This is a genomic window from Marinomonas sp. (assembly GCF_965225885.1).
Taxonomy (GTDB): Bacteria; Pseudomonadota; Gammaproteobacteria; order Pseudomonadales; family Marinomonadaceae; genus Marinomonas.
In genome coordinates this window covers 4115336-4134431 of sequence record NZ_OZ245329.1, presented here as the reverse complement: position 1 = coordinate 4134431, position 19096 = coordinate 4115336, and the positions used below count along the sequence as shown (strand labels likewise).

Sequence of the window (19096 nt, the reverse complement as noted above, 5' to 3'; positions counted from 1 at the left end):
ACAATAAATACTTGAAACCAAAGCGCCCATTCCATAGAATGGGCGCCTCGAATTTAGGGGTTAGAATATGATTCGTCAAAAGATAGTGGCTGGTAACTGGAAAATGAATGGCTCGAAAGAGTCTATTGTTTCACTGATTAACGGCTTGCTTGAGATGGGTGTTTCTAATTCTGAAGTGGTTGTTGCTCCATCCTTTCCTTATTTGTCTCTGGTTAATGATTTGATATCTGATAGTAGCTTAGTTTTGGCTGCTCAGAATGTCAGTGAAGAAGTGAAAGGCGCCTTTACAGGTGAAGTGTCTACTTCTATGTTGGGTGATTTTGGGGTTAAGTATGTTTTGCTTGGTCATTCAGAGAGGCGTTCTCTATATGGCGAGACAAATGAGCTTGTCGCTTCTAAAGTAAAAGCAGCTTTGGATTCTGGTCTGACTCCAATGTTATGTGTCGGCGAAACATTGGCTGAACGTGAGTTGGATAAAACGTTCGAAGTGTGTGAAGAGCAACTTAAGGCTGTTATCGATGTTGTGGGTATTGCCTCATTTGAGCAGGTGGTTATCGCTTATGAGCCAGTATGGGCAATAGGAACGGGCTTGTCTGCAAGTGCAGAACAAGCACAAGACGTTCATCAAGCTATTCGGGCCTTTTTGGCCAAATCATCAGAGTCTGTTTCTCAAAAAGTACAGATTTTATATGGTGGAAGTGTTAAGGCGTCAACTAGCTCGGCTTTGTTTCAAATGCCTGATGTAGATGGTGCCCTTGTTGGTGGTGCATCTCTTGATGCAAAAGAATTTATCGCGATTGTAAAAACAGCAGGTTAATTGATGGAAGCACTAATTTTAGTTTTGCATGTACTGGCGGCGGTTGTCATTATCGCGTTGGTTTTGTTGCAGCAAGGCAAAGGTGCGGACGCTGGTGCCTCTTTTGGTGGTGGTGCGTCCCAGACAGTATTTGGTAGTCAAGGTGGTGGTAGCTTCTTCGGAAAGATGACCGCTGTATTTGCATTAGTTTTCTTTTTGACTAGTTTTGGTTTGGCTTATTTCGCCAGCGAGCAAGCGAAAAGTGTTTCGGGTGCACTTGATTTTGTTCCTTCGGCGCCTCAGGTTGAAGAAACGGTGGGTTTGCCAGAGTTAGGTGATAAGAAAAAAACAACATCTGATCTACCAGTAACTGAGTAATAATCAGATATATCGTTTGTAAAAGTGTTTGTGTTGGTCGTGTAGTGCTTTGCGGATGTGGCGGAATTGGTAGACGCGCCACCTTGAGGGGGTGGTGAGCTATGCTCGTGGGGGTTCGAGTCCCCCCATCCGCACCAATCTTGAATTGATGTCGTGTTTTGTGTATGATGTCGAAATATTGATGCAGAGCAATCTGGTTTGTCGAGATTTGAGTTTCTTTTAGAAAGATTTTCTTCTCATGGTTTTCCTAGTTTAGGTATCCGCACCAGTTTGTTCTTAGTGTTTAGTGTCAGGATTGACGACCTTCTTTGCGAAGGATGCTCTCTCAGTTTTATTTGAGCAGAGTGCTGAGAACCCCTATATGGGGTTTTTTGTTATCTGTACTGTTACTGTTTATAAATGGAAATGGGCCTAGAGCCCGTTTTTTGTTTCTGCGTTTTACAAAATTGGTTTTCGGAGAAAACGATTGTCAGCAAAATATACGATTTTAGAAGAACTTATTCGACCAGTCGTTGAAGGTTTAGGGTTTGAGTTTTGGGGCATGGAATACTTATCTTTAGGTAAGGATTCTGTGCTTCGTATTTACATCGAGACGGATGATGAAAAAGGGATTGATGTAGAAGATTGCGCCCGTGTTAGCCGTCAAGTTAGTTCTATTCTAGATGTTGAAGACCCAATTACAGGGGAATACAACCTAGAAGTATCGTCACCAGGTTTAGATCGGCCTTTATTCAGTTTGGCTCAATATCAGGCTTATATCGGTTCTATTGTTTCTTTACGTCTGCGTGTGCCTTTTGATGGGCGTCGCAAATTTAAAGGGCAACTAATGGGGATCGAAAGCGAAGATATTGTTATTCGCGTAGATCAAGAAGAATACTTATTGCCTATCGATTTGATTGATAAGGCAAATGTTGTTCCACAATTTTAAAAATTAACCTTGAAGAGAGGCTAAAAGGATGAGCAAAGAAATTCTTTTGGTAGTGGAAGCCGTTTCCAACGAGAAAGATGTTCCGAAACAAGTTATTTTCGAAGCCGTTGAAATTGCTTTAGCTAGTGCTGCCAAACGCCGTTTTGAAGAAGACGCATTAATTCGTGTCTCTATTGATCAGCGTACAGGTGATTACAAAACTTACCGTCAATGGCATATTGTTGCAGATGAAGACTATTCTGCTCCAGCATTTGAATTAACAATTGATGATTCTGAAGAGCAAAATCTTGGCGTGCCTATTGGCGAGATTTACGAAGAAGAAGTTGAGTCGGAAGTTTTTGGGCGTATTGCTGCTCAAACAGCAAAACAAGTTATCGTACAAAAAGTACGTGAAGCTGAACGCGCTAAAATGGTGGCGTTGTATACTGAAAAAGTAGGCAAGCTTGTTCATGGTCAAGTCAAAAAAGTGACTCGTGATAGCTTGATTATTGATCTTGGTGAAAATGCGGAAGCGTCATTGCCGAAAGATCAATTGATTGCTCGTGAAAGCTTCAGAATGAATGACCGTATCCGTGCCTTGTTGCTTGAAATTCGAGATGATAGCCGTGGTGCGCAATTGATTCTTTCTCGTAACGCGCCAGCGTTCATGATCGAATTGTTCCGCCTCGAAGTGCCAGAAATTTCTGAAGAAGTTATCGAAATTCGTGGTGCGGCGCGTGATCCTGGTTTACGTGCAAAAATTGCCGTGAAAACAAACGATCGCCGTATTGACCCAATCGGTGCTTGTGTTGGTATGCGCGGTGCACGAGTTCAAGCTGTTTCAAACGAAATGAATGGCGAGCGTGTTGATATCGTTCTTTGGGATGATAACCCAGCTCAGCTAGTGATCAATGCTATGGCGCCTGCGGAAGTAGATTCCATTGTTATTGATGAAGATGCACATTCTATGGATGTTGCCGTTAAGAGTGATAATTTAGCGCAAGCGATTGGCCGTAACGGTCAGAATGTGCGTTTGGCGTCTACTCTGACTGGTTGGTCTTTGAATGTAATGACCAGCGAAGATGCAGAAGCTAAGCAACAAGAAGAGTCGCAAAAGCTGATTGATATCTTCGTTAATGGATTAGATATCGATGATGATTTGGCAATCCAGATGGTTGATGAGGGATTCACTTCTTTAGAAGAAGTCGCTTATATTCCAATGGAAGAAATGTTAGATATCGATGGATTTGATGAAGATTTAGTAAACGAACTACGTTCACGTGCAAAAGAAGCCTTGCTGAATCAAGCGCTTCAAGCTGAAGAGCAATTAGACGATGCCAAACCTGCTGCCGATTTATTGGCGATGGAAGGAATGGATAATCACCTTGTTTTGGTCCTTGCTTCTATGGGTGTGATCACTATGGAAGATTTGGCCGAACAGTCGGTTGACGAATTGCTTGACGTTGAAGGTATGACTGAAGAGCGTGCAGGTCGTCTTATTTTGACTGCTCGCGCACCTTGGTTTACTGAATCTGAATAAAATCTGAGTACATAAGGGGGAACTTAATGACAGTTCAAACCGTAAAGATACTATCCGAGCTGGTAAATACGCCAGTCGATAAGCTACTAGCTCAGATGAAAGACGCTGGCCTACCTCAAACGAGTGCAAGCCAAGAAGTCTCTGAAGTTGAAAAGCAAACGTTATTGAATTTTTTGAAGCGCCAGCATGGTGAAGAAGGCGATAATAGCCAACGTATTACTTTGCAGCGTAAGACAACAAGTACCTTGTCTCGTAGTGATGGTGGAAAAGCCGTTAATGTTGCTGTTAAGAAAAAGCGTACTTATGTTAAGCGTGATGATGCTGATGAAGAAGCTCAACAGAAAGAGGAGTTAGCGAAGCGTCTTGCAGAAGAGCAAGAGCGTTTGGCACAAGAAAAAGCTCGTCTTGAAGCTGAGCGTAAGTTAGAAGAAGAGAAGGCGGCCAAAGCGAAGGCTGAAGCCGAAGAGAAAGCGCGTCAAGAAGCAGCGGTGAAAAACGTCGTAGCGGATGCTGGCGCGGTCAATGAAACGGAGCAGTATGTTTCCGATACAGGAGCGGCAGAACCCGTGGAATCACCGAAGCAGCCTAAAGCAGCGAAAAAAGTGTCTCAACCAGCAATGGATAGCAAAAAATCTACTGTTGCACCTAAAGGCAAAAAAGGTCCGGTCAGACATGATAACGACAAAGATAAAGACAAGCCTCGTGGTCGCGTAAACCCAGACAACAAACGTACTTCACGCGTAAATGTGAATGATGAAGATGAATTTACTCGTCGTGGTAAATTGGGTCGTAAGAATAAGAAACCTTCTAAACAAGAGCATGGTTTCCAAAAGCCTACGGCTAAAATGATCCATGAAGTGGCTTTGCCAGAAAGTATTACAGTTGCTGATCTTGCTGAGAAAATGGCAGTGAAGGGCGCTGAAGTTATTAAGATCATGTTCAAAATGGGCGCCATGGCGACTATTAACCAGACAATTGACCGTGACACAGCAACTTTGGTTGTTGAAGAAATGGGTCACACGGTTAAGTTTATCGATGAGAATGCTGTCGAAAACGACATGATTGAAGCGATTGACTACCAAGGTGAAGCGATCAAACGCGCACCAGTAGTGACAGTAATGGGTCACGTTGACCATGGTAAAACATCTCTACTTGATTACATTCGTACCACTCGCGTTGCTGCGGGTGAGTCTGGTGGTATCACTCAGCACATTGGTGCGTACCATGTAGAAACACCACATGGCATGATCAGTTTCTTGGATACACCTGGACACGCAGCGTTTACTTCTATGCGTGCTCGTGGCGCTAAGGCAACAGACATTGTTATCCTAGTTTGTGCTGCTGATGATGGTGTTATGCCGCAAACAATCGAAGCAATCCAGCACGCACGTGCTGCAGGTGTGCCGATGGTTGTTGCCATGACTAAGATAGATAAAGAAGGCGCTGATATTGATCGTGTTAAAAACGAATTGGTAGCGCAAGAAGTTGTGCCAGAAGAATGGGGTGGTGACATCCAGTTCGTTGGTGTATCTGCTAAGTCAGGTGAAGGTATTGAAGAGCTATTAGAAGCGCTTCTTTTACAAGCTGAAGTATTAGAGTTAACGGCTGTTCCTAGTGCACCAGCTAAAGGGGTGGTTGTTGAAGCTCGCCTTGATCGCGGTCGTGGTTCTGTTGCAACTTTGCTTGTTCAAAACGGTACTTTGAAGAAGGGCGATATTGTCTTGGCTGGTCTTCAGATGGGGCGTGTGCGTGCCTTGTTAGATGAAACTGGCAAGATGATTGATTCTGCTGGTCCTTCTATTCCTGTTGAGATCCTTGGTCTTGACGGAACGCCAGAAGCGGGTGAAGAGTTCATTGTTGTTGCTGATGAGCGTAAAGCTCGTGAAGTAGCTAATTTCCGTCAGGGTAAATACCGTGAAGTACGCTTCGCTCGTCAACACTCTGCTAAATTGGAGAACTTGTTCTCTGAAATGGGTAAAGACGAAGTTCGTACTTTGAATGTGGTTCTAAAAGCCGACGTTCGCGGTTCTCTAGAAGCTTTGATCAAGTCATTGACTGATATGAACACTGACGAAGTGAAAGTGAATGTTGTCTCTAGTGGCGTTGGTGGTATCACCGAAACGGATGCAACCTTGGCTTTGGCTTCTGATGCCGTTATCTTTGGTTTCAACGTACGTGCTGATAACTCTGCTAAGCAGTTTATCGAACGTGAAAGCATCGATCTTCGCTACTACAGCGTTATCTATAACATCATTGATGACGTTAAGTCTGCTTTGTCTGGCATGTTGTCGCCAGATCTTCGTGAAGACATCAAAGGTACTGCTGAAGTACGTGATGTGTTCCGTTCGCCTAAGTTTGGCTTGATTGCCGGCTGTATGGTTATCGAAGGTACGGTTTACCGTAACAAGCAGATTCGTGTATTACGTGATGATGTTGTTATTTACGAAGGTGAGCTTGAGTCTCTTCGTCGTTTCAAAGATGCCGTTAATGACGTTAGTCGCGGCATGGAATGTGGTATCGGCGTGAAGAACTACAACGATGTCAAAGTAGGCGATAAGATCGAGGTTTTTGAAACCGTCGAAGTAGCGCGTACGCTTTAATAGGACAAGATCATGGCAGGCGAATTTAGTCGTACTAGTCGGATTGGTGACCAGCTCCAAAAGGAGCTGGCGTCCTTGATCCAGTTTGAAGTAAAAGATCCGCGTTTAGGATTGGTTACTGTCAACGAAGTACGTGTAGCAAAAGATTTAGGCTATGCGGATATTTATTACACCGTACTTGGTAAAGATGACCAGCCAGAAGTATTGGCTGAGAACCAAGCTGCACTTGATAGTGCAAAAGGGTTCTTGCGTCGTCGTTTAGCACAAGAAGTGAAACTTCGTGTTATGCCGCATTTGCGTTTTCATTACGACCAGAGTGTTGTAAATGGTTCACGTATGTCGGCTCTGATTGACGAAGCAATTCGTGATGATGAGACAAAAAACGGTAACGAAGACGAGTAATACGTTCGTATGGTTAAAGCAAAATGGCGTTCAGTGGACGGTATCGTTCTACTGAACAAGCCGATAGGTTTAAGTTCGAACCAAGCGCTGCAGCGTGTCCGTCGCCTTTATCAGGCAGCAAAAGCGGGACATACTGGGGCGCTTGACCCTTTGGCAACAGGAATGTTGCCATTGTGTCTCGGAGAGGCGACGAAATTTTCTCAATATTTATTGGATGCAAATAAGCGTTATCTAACCTGCATACAGTTGGGAAAAAGAACCACAACCGGTGATCGTGAAGGCGAGGTATTAACGCAAGAGTTGATTCCGACTCTTACCGATGAATCTCTTGAAGAAATTCTAGACGGATTTCGTGGTGAAATTGAGCAAATACCTCCTATGTATTCTGCTTTAAAGCACGAAGGTAAGCCTTTGTATGAATATGCTCGTCAAGGCATCGTTATAGAAAGGAAACGTCGGCGCGTTACTATTTCAAATCTAACTCTTGTTTCCAGAACCGAAGATACACTGACGCTTGATATTCAGTGTTCCAAGGGGACTTATATTCGAACCATTGGTGAGGATATTGGCGAAGCGTTAGGTTGTGGTGCGCATCTTCATTCTTTGCATCGTATTTCGACGGCAGGATATTTACCTGAAAATATGATGACGTTAGAGCAGTTTGAAGCGATAGCGGAGCAAGGATATGAGGCATTAGATTCTCATCTAATTTCGATGGATACCGCGGTTGAGCATTTCATTAGAGTCGATTTACCTGAGGCGGATACACTGGATATGATGTTTGGTCGAAGCATTCCTAGTCCCGTTTCATTAGAACATGAAACAGTGGTGAGAATGTACGATCAGGGATCGCAGCGTTTCTTAGGTCTTGGGCAAATTAAAGAGGCGTTTATTCGTCCTTATCGATTGGTAAATACTAGCGAGTTCTCTTTATAAATAGCAGTGAGTTCTGCTAAAAAGAGTGTTAAACTTGTCAGTTTAGGATGACTGAAAATATGCTCGGCTATCCTTTACTTTTAATAGCATATTAATTTGGAGATTAAGATTATGGCATTGTCTGCAGAATCAAAAGCAGCGTTGGTAAAAGAGTTTCAAGTAGCGGAAGGCGACACAGGTTCTCCTGAAGTTCAAGTAGCATTGTTGACTAAGAACATCGAAGGTCTTCAAGGTCACTTTAAAGCTCATATCCACGACCATCATTCTCGTCGCGGTCTAATCCGCATGGTAAACCAGCGTCGTAAGTTGTTGGATTATCTTAAGCGTAAAGATGCAGCTCGTTACACTAGTTTGATCAAAAAACTAGGTCTGCGTCGCTAAGACTGAGAAAGGGCCATAAGTGATTATGGCCCTTTTTTTATTGGTCTCCCAAGGGACAGCCTGTACATCATATGCACTTTTCTTCTTGCTTAATGAAGAAGTAAAAAGAGTTCATATGAGTACTGGCTTAAAAAGAGGTCTTTGGGAGAAGAAATTTTTTTAATAAAAGGAATACGTGTGAGTATTACGACAAAAACTTTCCAGTTCGGTAACGATACCGTAACGCTAGAAACAGGCCGCATTGCTCGTCAAGCAACAGGTGCTGTTCTTTGTACAATTGGTGATGCACAAGTACTTGCTACTGTTGTAGGCGCTAAATCAGCTAAAGCTGGCCAAGACTTTTTCCCATTGTCTGTTCATTATCAAGAGCGTGCTTACGCGGTTGGTAAAATCCCAGGTGGTTTCCTAAAGCGTGAAGGTCGTCCTTCTGAAAAAGAAACACTAACTTCTCGTTTGATCGACCGTCCAATCCGTCCATTGTTCCCTAAAGGGTTCATGAACGAGGTTCAAGTTGTTTGTACGGTAATGTCTACTAACACTAACTTAGACGCTGATATTGCGGCTATGTTGGCAACGTCTGCAGCATTGACTATCTCTGGTATTCCATTCAATGGTCCTATCGGTGCTGCTCGTGTTGGTTTTAACGATGAGTCTGGTTACGTACTTAACCCAAGCTACTCAGATCTAGATGGTTCTTTGCTAGACATGGTTGTGGCGGGTACGAAAGACGCAGTATTGATGGTTGAGTCTGAAGCGCAAGAGCTTACAGAAGACGAAATGCTAGGTGCGGTTCTTTACGCTCATAAAGAAATGCAATCTGCTATTTCTGCTATTACTGAGTTCGCAGCAGAGTGCGCTAAGCCTCGTTGGGATTGGGTGGCAGATGTAGCAAACGTTTCTTTAACTGATGCACTTCAATCTGGCTACGCTGCTCAAATCGAAGAAGCGTACGGAATCAGTGAAAAAATGGCTCGTTACGCTCAACTAGGTGTTGTTCGTGATGCGGCTGTTGCTGCCCTTGTTACTGAAGAAGGCGAGTTCTCAGAAGCTGATGTTACTGGTGCTTTCTCTAAACTTGAAAAACGTATTGTTCGTCGTCGCGTTATTGATGGCAAGCCTCGTATTGATGGCCGTGACAATAAAACCGTTCGTCCAATCAACGTTGAAGTTGGTTTATTAAGCAAAACTCACGGTTCTGCTTTGTTCACTCGTGGTGAAACTCAGGCGATTGCAACTTGTACTCTAGGTACGAGCCGCGATTCACAAATGACTGATGGTTTGACTGGCGAAAGCAAAGACAGCTTCATGTTGCATTACAACTTCCCTCCTTACTCTGTAGGTGAGTGTGGTCGTATGGGTGGTGTTGGTCGTCGTGAGATTGGACACGGTCGTCTGGCTCGTCGTGGTGTTCAAGCGGTATTGCCTTCAGAAGATGAATTCCCATACACAATCCGTATCGTGTCTGAGATCACTGAATCTAACGGTTCAAGCTCTATGGCATCTGTATGTGGTGCGTCTTTGTCTATGATGGACGCTGGTGTTCCTCTTAAAGCGCCAGTTGCGGGTATCGCAATGGGTCTTATCAAGGAAGACGATGGCTTTGCTGTATTGACTGATATCTTGGGTGACGAAGATCACCTTGGTGATATGGACTTTAAAGTGGCGGGTACTGCAGAAGGTATCACTGCGCTTCAAATGGACATCAAAATCGAAGGTATCAACGAAGAAATTATGGATATCGCCTTGAGCCAAGCGCTTGAAGCTCGTACTCATATCCTTCGTGAAATGGCGAAAGTAATTGGTTACGCTCGTCCAGAAGTTTCTCCAAATGCGCCTTCTATGGCGACGATCAAAATTGATCCAGAGAAAATTCGTGACGTTATCGGTAAAGGTGGTGCAACAATTCGCTCTATCACTGAGCAAACTGGCGCGTCTATCGATCTAGATGACGACGGTACTGTTCGTATTTACGCTGCTGATAAAGCGTCTTCTGATGCCGCATTGCTGAAGATTCATGAGATCACTGCGGAAGCAGAAGTTGATAAGCTTTACAAAGGTAAAGTTGTTCGTCTAGCGGAATTTGGTGCATTCGTAAACATCTTACCTGGTAAAGATGGTTTGGTTCACATCTCTCAAATCGGTGAAGAGCGTATTCGTGCGGTAACCGACTTCCTTTCTGAAGGTCAAGAAGTCATCGTTAAAGTGTTAGATGTTGATGCTCGTGGTCGTATCAAACTTTCTATGAAAGATGTGACTGAAGAAGAAAAAGCTGGTTACACTGAATAATATTTAATCAGTGACGGTTTAAAAAAGGTGCTAATTATTAGCACCTTTTTTTGTTTTTATTGCTATTAATAGATTAAAATAACATCACTGTATTTAATGTTTTAGTTGTATGGTGCTGTCCAGCTTTTGGTAATTCAATGTCTTAGATAAAGGAAAAGATCATGACGTTTAAAGTTGTAGGTTTATTAGCTGCTGCTCTTGTGCTGACTGCATGTAGTAAAGATGTGGTTAACACGCCCGTTTCAGCCATTCCGGACTGTACGTTCGCAGATGGTTCTAATCAGCCAGCTCCTGATTGGGTGTGTGGTGCACCTGTAGAAGGTGTCGCTTTGTCTGCAGTAGGTTATAGCGAAAAATCTGCGGCTGGACCTAATTACATGAAGCAAATGGCTTCGACAGCAGCGCGTGTTGAGTTGGCTCAAGTGCTTAGCCTTGATCTACAAAATATGGTGAAGCAATATGTTGAAACGACAGGTGCAGGCGATGCAGAAACCGTTGATCGTGTGAATAGTGTGGTAACAAAGCAAGTGACCGAACAAAAATTGATTGGTTCTAAAGTGATTCGTCAGATGCCAACACCTAGTGGCGGTTTGGTTGTTTTAGTTGGTTTGGATCCTGATCAAGCTGGAAAAGCGGCGCAAGATATTTTGCGTACTTCTATGAAAAATGAAGCAGCTTTATTTCAAAAATTAGAATCTGATAAAAGCTTCGATGAATTGGCTGCAGAAATAGCCAAACGTCACGCTAAATAAAATATGGGTGATGAGTAGTGTTTAAATTTAAGCACTACTCATCATGCTTTCGTTCTAAATATTTGTCTCTTCAGCAAAAATCGGAGTAGGCTTTTTGTTGTTGTCAACGGCAACAAAATTGAAATGTCCGGTTACCGCTTTTGTGCGTTTATCGCTGTCCAGCTGTTCTAGAAAAATTGATACTTCTACTTTTAATGATGTTCTGCCAACATGAACTACGCGAGCGATTAATTCAACTAAAATGCCTGAGGGGATAGGCTGTTTAAAATCCACTTGTTCAGTTGAAATGGTGACCATGGTTTTTCTAGCAAAGCGTGTGGCAGCAATATAGGCAACTTCATCCATCCACTGTAGGGCGATACCACCGAATAAGGTGTCGTAATGGTTTGTTGTTGCTGGAAATACCATCTTTGCAACGCGCGTTTCTGATATTTCTTCTCGTTTTTGGATGAGTAGCTTGTTCATGTTAATAAAATCTTTTTTTTCAATGATTCTGTTAAGCTGCATTATACTCGCTGGAATGAGTGGTTGTGACACGCGCTTTCAAGCCGAAGACGTTTTATCTCAATATGTTGCTGATTTAGATCGCTCGCAGTTTATGTCTGTTTCTTCTCCGGCAATCGCAATGCCATCTAGCTTGCCGTCGTCACGTCATCGTAAACAAAGTTTGACTCAATTTGATATCGGCTTGTTAGAATTTTTGTCTTTACAGCAATGTGATGTTGGTATTGTGGCAGGAAGAAAAAACAGCATTCTTGGTAAAGTTATGCCAGACAGTCAACGATTCTTGTATGAATTGGATATTATTCGAGCTATTGAGTCATGTGATATAAAAAATGAGTCTTTGTCTACAGAGCTACAGCAAATAGCCCAGCAGAAACGTCTTGAATTGTCTCTGGCGTTTGGTAATGCGCTTTTTAATGGTGCAGAAAGCGAAGCATTTTTTAGTTTATCTAATGGTTTTCTACCACTTAATTATTCTACTTCTGAGCAACAAGAGCTTCTAGGCGCTTTAAATCGATTGGTTGTTATTGGCGAGAATCTTGAGGATTTACCACTCGTAGATGCGAGTGTTTTTGAGGGCGATCTGAAAATATTAATGGACAGTGAGTATGCTGGCCGGTTGTTGTATTCATTGGTGCGAATCACTGGCTATTTGGATTTTGTTGCAAATAAAGTGAAAACATTGGATGAAGATATTTGTGGTGCTCCAATGGTTTATCTTCAACAGCAGTTTGAAACACATTACGTAAAAGTTGTTCAACCTTATATGGGGCGAATAAATCGCGGTGCATATCTGGTGTTGCCTCTTCTAAATAGGTTGTTTGAAATAAGCGAGCCATTAAGTCACGATATGCGCACTTTTTCGCATCAATTTTCTCTGAAGGAACCGAGTAGTGAGTGGCAGCGTTATCAGCTCGCGTCTCAGTTCCACGCCAAACAATGGAGTGCTTTGTTTGCTATGTGTTCAATGTCTGTTGGTGGTGGATCTTAAATTCGAGTACTGATTTGTTTCTCAAGGCTTTCAACAATATCGTATTCATAGGCAGGTCCTCTAGCTAATGGCTCTAAACTTAGTGCTTTTAGTAGCGCGAGATTCGCAACGGGATTTTCTGCAATACCTTGAGAAAACTGCATCGGTCGTGTCAGTGCATGAGGTTGATGAAAGCTTAATTCATCTGGTGAATCAATTATTGAAGGGCCGGGCTGGTTGAACAAACTCATTAATAGAGCAAAGTGCGCATTGCCAGAAACTGGTTGGCCCGCTTTGCTGCTTTGGGTTAGCTGTGCTTCAACAATTTCTCTTATATTCATTTGTGTGCCTATTGAATTATCTACAATAATACTATCGGCACCGAGTGGTTTTTCTTAAAGAGTACGGGCAACTAATTAAAAATGCTTTGAGTCATTGTTGTAATTGGTTTTTTGTTGTTTTGACACTCGTTATGCAATTAGCTTGTTTTAATTGTTATTTTTTGTATGTCAGCTTATCAATTTTTGTTCAATGTATAGCTCAAAGTGTTTAAGCATCGTACTATAATGCATTATAGATCAATTATTTTTTTAGGATCTGGGGCTTTTATTAAGAAAAGTGAGCCGCTTAACATCAGTGCGGTGAGGCATTATGCATGCATGATATTAACGAACTGATTGACAATGTTAGACGGAATGAAGAGATCGCGCGTAAATTTTTTGAGATAGAGCGCTGCATTCTTTCGATTGGTCGTTGTGATCAGTTTGTTTCTACACTAACCAAAGAGGTGCAGAAACAGTTTAGCGTTCCTTATGTTTGGGTAAACTTAATTAACGAAGCCCCTTTGTCTCATCTCATAGAAAGTCTAGAAAAAATGCCAGATTTACGTGATCGTGTGTTGTTTACAAGACGTCGCTCTATGATTGACATCATCAAATCTAGTAATAAAACGGTTTTAGTGAATACTAATTTAAGTCGTTGTTGGGAAATTATTCCCTCTGTTTATCGTGATATTATTTCCTCTGTTGCTATTTCCCCGTTAACTATTGATGGTGAGTTGGTTGGATTATTTTGTCAGGCTGACTCGGATAGTTCTCGTTATGATGCGATGACAAAAGATACTTTTTTACTTGATCAGTTAGCGATTAAAATCTCTATTTGTCTGAGTAATGTCACAGCAAGGGAGAAGCTAGAATATTTGGCGACTCGAGATCCTTTGACAGGCTTATTAAATCGTCGACAGCTAGAGCTGATGCTTGATCGTGAGTTTGCACGATCTAAAATGCAGGAGCGTGATTTAACTGTTGTGTTTATTGATTGCGATGCGTTTAAGTCTATCAATGATACATTGGGTCATAATTGTGGTGACGAAGTATTGGAGTATATCGCTAAGCGTTTGCTAAAATATGTTCACAAACAAGGTTTGGCATTTCGTTTTGCTGGTGATGAGTTTGTTTTTGTCATGCCTGGGAAAAGCTATGAGCAAGCCATTTTGGTGGCAGAATCTATCCAAGAATACCTGCAATCTAATCCATTAAGGTATAAATCTAATCTTGTACCTATTACTATTAGTTACGGTGGCGCCAGCGTCATGTCTGATTCGCCTAGTAACTATAAACATCTGTTGAAAGTAGCAGATGAGCGCCTCTATGATTATAAAAATAACCGTAAAAGATTGGTGCCAACTAAGGTCTTTAAGTTTTTAAACAGACTGAGATAGTTTTGTAATTTTATTACATTATGGCGCTTATTTTTTCAAGATCGCGGTATTTTTCACCTCAATTTTGTTGTAAAATTTCAAAAAAATTAAATAGGGTTCGTTTATGTCCCATGCTTTAATCGCCGATCTTGGTGGAACTAATGCGCGTTTTGCTTTGGTTCCTATCCATCAATACGAGCCTCTAGAAGTCAGAGTGCTTCCCTGTGAAAATTACGATAGTTTTTTTGATGCTGCAGCAGACTATATAGAAAACTGTAGTATTGGAATGGATAAAATAGATGCCATCGTTTTAGCGATTGCAGGCCCTGTAAACCAACCTGTAATACAATTTTCCAATAATCCGTGGAAGTTTACCCGCGCAGAAGTTCAAACCTATTTTGGTGATAATAAAGCCGTTGCTTTATTGAACGACTTTGATGCGGTTGGGCATTGTTTGGAAATCCTTGAACCTAAAGACATGGTCGTCATTGGCGAAAGTTCAGCCGTCGACCCCAAAGGGGCTTGTTGGGTGGTTGGAGCAGGGACTGGTTTGGGAATATCCTGCGTCGTTCCTCAAGATAATGGTCCTAATATTGTGTTGCCTGGTGAGGGCGGACATGTGGATTTATCTGCCTGTAATGATGTCGAAGACGATATTTTAAAATTCCTACGTACCCGCCATAAGCGAGTTTCAGCAGAGCGTGTTTTATCTGGAATGGGGCTTGAAAATATTTATGAGGCTTTGGCATTGCGCGAAGGCATTGAAAAGCGGTTAACCGCGCCTGAAATTGGTGAAGCTCTAAAGCTTGGCAATGACCCTATTGCAACTGCTACATTAGAGCAGTTCTTTGTGTTTTTAGGGCGAGTGATTGGCGATTTAGTATTGTCTGTTGAGTCTCGCGGTGGTGTTTATATTGCCGGTGGTATTGTTCCTCGTTATTTAAAAGATATTCTTAAAAGTGGTTTCCGTGATGCGATGCAAGACAAAGGCCGCATGAAAGAATTTGTTTCCCCTATTCCGACTTTTGTTGTGATGTCTGAATACCCAGGGCTGATGGGCTGTGCATGTTATGCGTCCCATCTTGTGTCGAAAGCCTAGATTAGTTGGAGAATAAAGAATGAAGGCCAGTTTAAAAGCCTGTGATGTTGTAATTTTCGGTGGTGGTGGTGATCTTGCAATGCGCAAGTTACTGCCAGCTTTGTATCATTTAGATATGGATGGTTTGCTTGCTCCAACGACTCGCATTATCGGTGCTTCGAGACGAGAAGTAAGCGCGGAAGAGTATCAAGCTAAAATTCGAGCAGCACTTGATGAATTTGTGCCATCAAGTGTAGGAGATGAGAAAACGTGGCCACGATTTAAAGACCGTCTAAGCTATGTTTCTGTTGATGCTCAGGAAGAGTCTGATTTTTCACGATTAAATGATCACCAAGTGGGTGGTGATGATCGTGACGTCGTATTTTACCTTGCAACTTCTCCAGACCTATTTGGATCTATCTGTTCGTCACTGGCAGTTCATGGTTTGAATGCAGATCGCATGCGCGTTGTTTTAGAGAAGCCGCTTGGTCGAGATCTTGCTTCTTCTCGTGCGATAAACGATGAAGTAATGAAGAACTTCAACGAGCAGCAAGCCTTTCGTATTGATCACTATCTTGGTAAAGAGACCGTCCAAAACCTGTTGGCGATTCGTTTTGGTAATACACTTTTCGAACCTTTGTGGGACAGTGCGCACATTGATAACGTGCAGATTACTGTTTCAGAAACGGTTGGTGTGGAAGGTCGTTGGGGTTATTACGATAAAGCCGGTGCAATGCGTGACATGGTGCAAAACCATTTGATCCAGCTTTTATGTTTAGTTGCGATGGAGCCTCCGGGTCGAATGGATGCGGACTCTGTGCGTGATGAAAAAATCAAGGTATTAAAAGCACTGCGTCCAATTGCGGGTGCAAATGCTTATACCAAAACCGTTCGTGGTCAATATGCCAAAGGCATGATTAAAGGTAAGGATGTTCAAGGTTACTTCGATGAAGAGGGTAGTAACCCGAACTCAAGAACTGAGACATTTGTTGCGCTACGTGCCGATATTGATAACTGGCGTTGGGCTGGTGTGCCGTTTTACCTGAGAACAGGTAAGCGTCTTGGTCAGCGTTATTCTGAGATTGTTATTCAATATAAGGCTGTTCCGCACAGTATCTTTAGTGATGAGAGTAATCGCCAACTTCAGCGTAACCAGTTGATTATTCGCCTTCAGCCAGAAGAAAAAATATCTTTAACAGTTATGAATAAGGTTCCTGGCGTGAGCGAAGGGATGGTTCTTCAGCCAGTTGATTTGAACTTGAGTCTGACTGAAGCCTTTAATGATAAACGCAGTCCAGAAGCTTATGAACGCTTATTGCTTGACGTAATGCGTAATGACGCAACGTTGTTCATGCGCTACGACGAAGTGGAAGCTGCTTGGAAATGGGTGGATGGAATCATGTCTGCTTGGAATCAAACTAGTGAGCGTCCAAAGGAGTATGCGTCTGGTTCATGGGGGCCAGCAGCGTCTATGGCGTTGCCAATTAAAGACGGCCGTAACTGGCACGACTACTAGTCCTAAAATAAAGAAGTCTTAAAAAAGGAAAAGATTATGACTACGTATACTGCAGAGCAAATAATGACAGCGACGCCTGTTGTCCCTGTTATTGTTGTTGATGATGTTGCGCAGGCTGTAGCACTTGGTAAAGCACTTGTTGCTGGCGGCGTGCCTGTTTTAGAAGTTACTTTGCGTACACCAGCTGCCTTGGAGGCAATTACTGCGCTTCGCAAGGAAGTGCCTGATGCTATTGTTGGCGCGGGGACTGTGTGTTCACGTGCGCAATATATTCAAGCTATTGAAGCTGGTTCACAATTTATTATTAGCCCAGGAATGACGGCGGATCTGTTGGCTGTCGGTAAAGAGTACGATGTACCTTACTTGCCTGCTGTCGCGACTATTTCAGATATTTTGTTGGGAATGGAATACGGTTATGATCGTTTTAAATTCTTTCCAGCGGAAGTGAATGGTGGTGTTAAAGCACTGAAAGCATTTGGTGGTCCATTGTCTCAAATTAAATTCTGCCCAACTGGCGGTATTGGCGCTGATAACTTCCGTGAGTACTTAGCATTGTCTAACGTGCTTTGTGTTGGTGGTTCGTGGATTGTCCCAACAGATTTGGTTCGTGCGGGTAAGTGGGATGAAATTACTGAATTGGCGAAATCTGTCGCTCAGTAGTCAGGCCGCTCAGGTTAACCGATCTGTTTGATGTGATAAGAAAGGGAGAAGAGTTTATGCTCTTCTCCCTTTTTTGTGTGTCGGTGTTCTGTATTTGTTATAAGTTCTCTTCGGCAAATTCAGCAAGTCGGCTTCGCTCTATGCCGTTGACGTGCATAATGCTGGCGTATTTAAAGGATTTTGTTTTTTCGACTAAATAGGTTAAGCCTGATGTGAGTGGGGTGATGTACTTGTTATCGATTTGTGCCAAGTTGCCAAGTACGATGATTTTTGAGTTGCTGCCTACTCGCGTTACGATAGATTTTAGCTGAAACTGCGTTAACCCTTGAGCCTCATCAATGATAATTAGCGCATTATTAAAAGATCGGCCGCGCATAAAGTTCAAAGATTTGAATTGAATGTTGGCCTTTTGTTTTACGTAATCGATACTGCTAAAAGAGTGCTCGTCGGCACCGTGTAATATTTCTAGGTTATCATCAAATGCGGCTAGCCAAGGCGCCATCTTCTCTTCTTCTGTGCCTGGTAAGAAGCCAATATCTTCTGCCATTGGTGGGGTTGATCTAGCAACGATGATCTTATTAAATCGTTTTTCCTCCATAGTGACTTGCAGTCCATAAGCTAAAGCCAATAGGGTCTTGCCTGAGCCTGCTGGACCTGTCATTACCATTAAGTCGGAGTTATCGTGGCGTAATAGATAAAACGCCATAGCTTGCTCTAGGTTGCGTGGCAGTATGCCCCAGAAGTTTTGGTTCATCAGGTGCTGTTTATTTATGTCGAGCAAATAAACATGGTCTTGATCAAGATTGACGACAAAACCAATGAAATCTTCATCATCAATCACAAACATATTGAAATAGAGGTTGGGTAAATGGCTTTTGTTAATGACGTGAACTGTGTGGCGACCGTGGGCTTCAGTTTTTACACTTTCTATAGTGGACCAAAAGCTCCCGCTGAACTGTATGTAGCCTTTGCTCATTAGATCTAGATCATCAAGAACTTTGTCTTTTCGATAGTCCTCTACGCGCTCTAGTCCTGAGCCTTTGGCTTTGATGCGCATGTTGATATCTTTGGTTACGAGGCAGACTGAAGAGCGAGGGTGGGTTGCTTGTAAACTTAGTCCAACATTGATGATACGATTGTCGTTGGCATGGTCGTGGTTGCCATTTAAAAAGGGGATATTATCAGTAAGTGTGATTTGTTGATCGGGGAAAATAGCTAAAGTGCCTTCTTTTCGTTTGTCTTGGCCGTTGTCTTTGTTGTCTTTGTCATTACTGCTAACAACTCGCATGGGGACACCAGACTGTAATTCACGGGGGGATGCATCACCAACAATTTTATCAATGGTATTAATAGCGACACGCGCTTCACGGCTAACATCCTTGTCTCTTCTGTCCTTAATAACATCCAATTCTTCGAGGACTGTCATAGGTATAACAACTTTATGTTCGGCAAAAGCATAAATTGCTAGCGGGTCGTGCAATAACACATTGGTATCAAGAACGTAGATTTTTTCCATAGAGTATTACTCCTGCAATGAACATGAAGTTTTCTTTTGAAGAGCGAATAAACGAACAAAACAAATGGTACTTGGTGTCTTTGTGGGGAGCTGAGATTTTAATGAGAGAAAGTGAAATACTATAGAAAGCGGTTGGCTAGATATTGTATCCGCCAAGGGTGGGTAGAAAATTGAG

At 42.6% G+C, this 19096-nt stretch carries 18 protein-coding genes and 1 tRNA gene; 16 read left to right on the top strand and 3 right to left on the bottom strand.

All coding sequences use genetic code 11. The annotated features are described in order from the left end of the window. Window positions 1-67 precede the first annotated feature (67 nt). The 11 genes from tpiA (at window position 68) to ACO05V_RS19765 (ending at window position 10978) form a co-directional block, all read left to right on the top strand. On the top strand, window positions 68-817 hold the full coding sequence (tpiA, locus tag ACO05V_RS19815) for a triose-phosphate isomerase (RefSeq protein ID WP_421855711.1): 750 nt from the start codon (window positions 68-70) through the stop codon (window positions 815-817). Between the two features lie 3 nt (window positions 818-820). After that, on the top strand, window positions 821-1174 hold the full coding sequence (gene secG, locus ACO05V_RS19810) for a preprotein translocase subunit SecG (protein WP_421855709.1): 354 nt from the start codon (window positions 821-823) through the stop codon (window positions 1172-1174). 51 nt (window positions 1175-1225) lie between these two features. After that, window positions 1226-1311 (top strand) — tRNA-Leu (locus ACO05V_RS19805). 329 nt (window positions 1312-1640) lie between these two features. Then, window positions 1641-2102: a ribosome maturation factor RimP gene (gene rimP, locus ACO05V_RS19800; protein ID WP_113916650.1), complete on the top strand. Its 462-nt coding sequence runs from the start codon at window positions 1641-1643 to the stop codon at window positions 2100-2102. A gap of 28 nt (window positions 2103-2130) precedes the next feature. Then, window positions 2131-3621 carry a transcription termination factor NusA gene (nusA, locus tag ACO05V_RS19795; protein ID WP_421855707.1) on the top strand — a complete coding sequence of 497 codons (1491 nt, stop codon included), beginning with the start codon at window positions 2131-2133 and terminating at the stop codon, window positions 3619-3621. Between the two features lie 26 nt (window positions 3622-3647). Continuing rightward, complete coding sequence (infB, locus tag ACO05V_RS19790; RefSeq protein WP_421855705.1) at window positions 3648-6221, top strand: translation initiation factor IF-2; 2574 nt, start codon at window positions 3648-3650, stop codon at window positions 6219-6221. Window positions 6222-6233: 12 nt separating this feature from the next. Then, window positions 6234-6623 (top strand): 30S ribosome-binding factor RbfA, encoded by a 390-nt coding sequence (rbfA, locus tag ACO05V_RS19785; protein ID WP_012068746.1) that lies wholly within the window; start codon window positions 6234-6236, stop codon window positions 6621-6623. Window positions 6624-6632: 9 nt separating this feature from the next. Then, window positions 6633-7559, top strand: coding sequence for a tRNA pseudouridine(55) synthase TruB (truB, locus tag ACO05V_RS19780; protein WP_421855703.1), 927 nt, complete (start codon window positions 6633-6635; stop codon window positions 7557-7559). A 111-nt stretch (window positions 7560-7670) separates the two neighbouring features. Beyond that, entirely contained in the window at window positions 7671-7940 is a 270-nt protein-coding gene (gene rpsO / locus ACO05V_RS19775) for a 30S ribosomal protein S15 (RefSeq protein ID WP_012068748.1), read from the top strand. 177 nt (window positions 7941-8117) lie between these two features. After that, complete coding sequence (gene pnp / locus ACO05V_RS19770) at window positions 8118-10226, top strand: polyribonucleotide nucleotidyltransferase (protein WP_421855700.1); 2109 nt, start codon at window positions 8118-8120, stop codon at window positions 10224-10226. A gap of 161 nt (window positions 10227-10387) precedes the next feature. Continuing rightward, a complete protein-coding gene (locus tag ACO05V_RS19765; RefSeq protein ID WP_421855698.1) occupies window positions 10388-10978 on the top strand; it encodes an LPP20 family lipoprotein in 591 nt (196 codons plus the stop codon). A gap of 54 nt (window positions 10979-11032) precedes the next feature. Here the strand turns inward: ACO05V_RS19765 and ACO05V_RS19760 are convergent, their stop codons facing one another. Then, window positions 11033-11443, bottom strand: coding sequence for an acyl-CoA thioesterase (locus ACO05V_RS19760; protein ID WP_421855696.1), 411 nt, complete (start codon window positions 11441-11443; stop codon window positions 11033-11035). Here ACO05V_RS19760 and ACO05V_RS19755 point away from each other — a divergent pair. Next, window positions 11442-12473: a DUF3080 family protein gene (locus ACO05V_RS19755; protein WP_421855694.1), complete on the top strand. Its 1032-nt coding sequence runs from the start codon at window positions 11442-11444 to the stop codon at window positions 12471-12473. The genes ACO05V_RS19760 and ACO05V_RS19755 overlap by 2 nt on opposite strands. Here ACO05V_RS19755 and ACO05V_RS19750 read toward each other — a convergent pair. Continuing rightward, complete coding sequence (locus tag ACO05V_RS19750) at window positions 12470-12793, bottom strand: hypothetical protein (protein WP_421855692.1); 324 nt, start codon at window positions 12791-12793, stop codon at window positions 12470-12472. The two genes, ACO05V_RS19755 and ACO05V_RS19750, sit on opposite strands and share 4 nt — an antisense overlap. Before the next feature lie 314 nt (window positions 12794-13107). On the opposite strand from ACO05V_RS19750, the gene ACO05V_RS19745 reads away from it, so the two are divergent. From ACO05V_RS19745 to ACO05V_RS19730, 4 genes are all read left to right on the top strand, one after another. Then, a complete protein-coding gene (locus tag ACO05V_RS19745; RefSeq protein ID WP_421855690.1) occupies window positions 13108-14172 on the top strand; it encodes a GGDEF domain-containing protein in 1065 nt (354 codons plus the stop codon). A gap of 103 nt (window positions 14173-14275) precedes the next feature. Further along, window positions 14276-15250, top strand: coding sequence for a glucokinase (glk, locus tag ACO05V_RS19740; RefSeq protein ID WP_421855688.1), 975 nt, complete (start codon window positions 14276-14278; stop codon window positions 15248-15250). Window positions 15251-15269: 19 nt separating this feature from the next. Next, window positions 15270-16745 carry a glucose-6-phosphate dehydrogenase gene (gene zwf, locus ACO05V_RS19735; RefSeq protein WP_421855686.1) on the top strand — a complete coding sequence of 492 codons (1476 nt, stop codon included), beginning with the start codon at window positions 15270-15272 and terminating at the stop codon, window positions 16743-16745. Window positions 16746-16781: 36 nt separating this feature from the next. Continuing rightward, on the top strand, window positions 16782-17405 hold the full coding sequence (locus tag ACO05V_RS19730) for a bifunctional 4-hydroxy-2-oxoglutarate aldolase/2-dehydro-3-deoxy-phosphogluconate aldolase (RefSeq protein ID WP_421855684.1): 624 nt from the start codon (window positions 16782-16784) through the stop codon (window positions 17403-17405). 97 nt (window positions 17406-17502) lie between these two features. On the opposite strand, the gene ACO05V_RS19725 is transcribed toward ACO05V_RS19730, so the two are convergent. Next, entirely contained in the window at window positions 17503-18921 is a 1419-nt protein-coding gene (locus ACO05V_RS19725; protein WP_421855682.1) for a PhoH family protein, read from the bottom strand. Window positions 18922-19096 lie beyond the last annotated feature (175 nt).

What these genes read in the sequence shown, in the direction of transcription:
- nusA (WP_421855707.1), top strand. Translation starts at nt 2,131, where the DNA reads ATGAGCAAAGAAATTCTTTTGGTAGTGGAAGCCGTTTCCAACGAGAAA.
- rbfA (WP_012068746.1), top strand. Translation starts at nt 6,234, where the DNA reads ATGGCAGGCGAATTTAGTCGTACTAGTCGGATTGGTGACCAGCTCCAA.
- ACO05V_RS19750 (WP_421855692.1), bottom strand. Translation starts at nt 12,793, where the DNA reads ATGAATATAAGAGAAATTGTTGAAGCACAGCTAACCCAAAGCAGCAAA.
- infB (WP_421855705.1), top strand. Translation starts at nt 3,648, where the DNA reads ATGACAGTTCAAACCGTAAAGATACTATCCGAGCTGGTAAATACGCCA.
- ACO05V_RS19755 (WP_421855694.1), top strand. Translation starts at nt 11,442, where the DNA reads ATGTTAATAAAATCTTTTTTTTCAATGATTCTGTTAAGCTGCATTATA.
- rpsO (WP_012068748.1), top strand. Translation starts at nt 7,671, where the DNA reads ATGGCATTGTCTGCAGAATCAAAAGCAGCGTTGGTAAAAGAGTTTCAA.
- secG (WP_421855709.1), top strand. Translation starts at nt 821, where the DNA reads ATGGAAGCACTAATTTTAGTTTTGCATGTACTGGCGGCGGTTGTCATT.
- ACO05V_RS19725 (WP_421855682.1), bottom strand. Translation starts at nt 18,921, where the DNA reads ATGGAAAAAATCTACGTTCTTGATACCAATGTGTTATTGCACGACCCG.
- zwf (WP_421855686.1), top strand. Translation starts at nt 15,270, where the DNA reads ATGAAGGCCAGTTTAAAAGCCTGTGATGTTGTAATTTTCGGTGGTGGT.
- ACO05V_RS19745 (WP_421855690.1), top strand. Translation starts at nt 13,108, where the DNA reads ATGCATGATATTAACGAACTGATTGACAATGTTAGACGGAATGAAGAG.
- ACO05V_RS19730 (WP_421855684.1), top strand. Translation starts at nt 16,782, where the DNA reads ATGACTACGTATACTGCAGAGCAAATAATGACAGCGACGCCTGTTGTC.
- truB (WP_421855703.1), top strand. Translation starts at nt 6,633, where the DNA reads ATGGTTAAAGCAAAATGGCGTTCAGTGGACGGTATCGTTCTACTGAAC.
- glk (WP_421855688.1), top strand. Translation starts at nt 14,276, where the DNA reads ATGTCCCATGCTTTAATCGCCGATCTTGGTGGAACTAATGCGCGTTTT.
- ACO05V_RS19765 (WP_421855698.1), top strand. Translation starts at nt 10,388, where the DNA reads ATGACGTTTAAAGTTGTAGGTTTATTAGCTGCTGCTCTTGTGCTGACT.
- ACO05V_RS19760 (WP_421855696.1), bottom strand. Translation starts at nt 11,443, where the DNA reads ATGAACAAGCTACTCATCCAAAAACGAGAAGAAATATCAGAAACGCGC.
- tpiA (WP_421855711.1), top strand. Translation starts at nt 68, where the DNA reads ATGATTCGTCAAAAGATAGTGGCTGGTAACTGGAAAATGAATGGCTCG.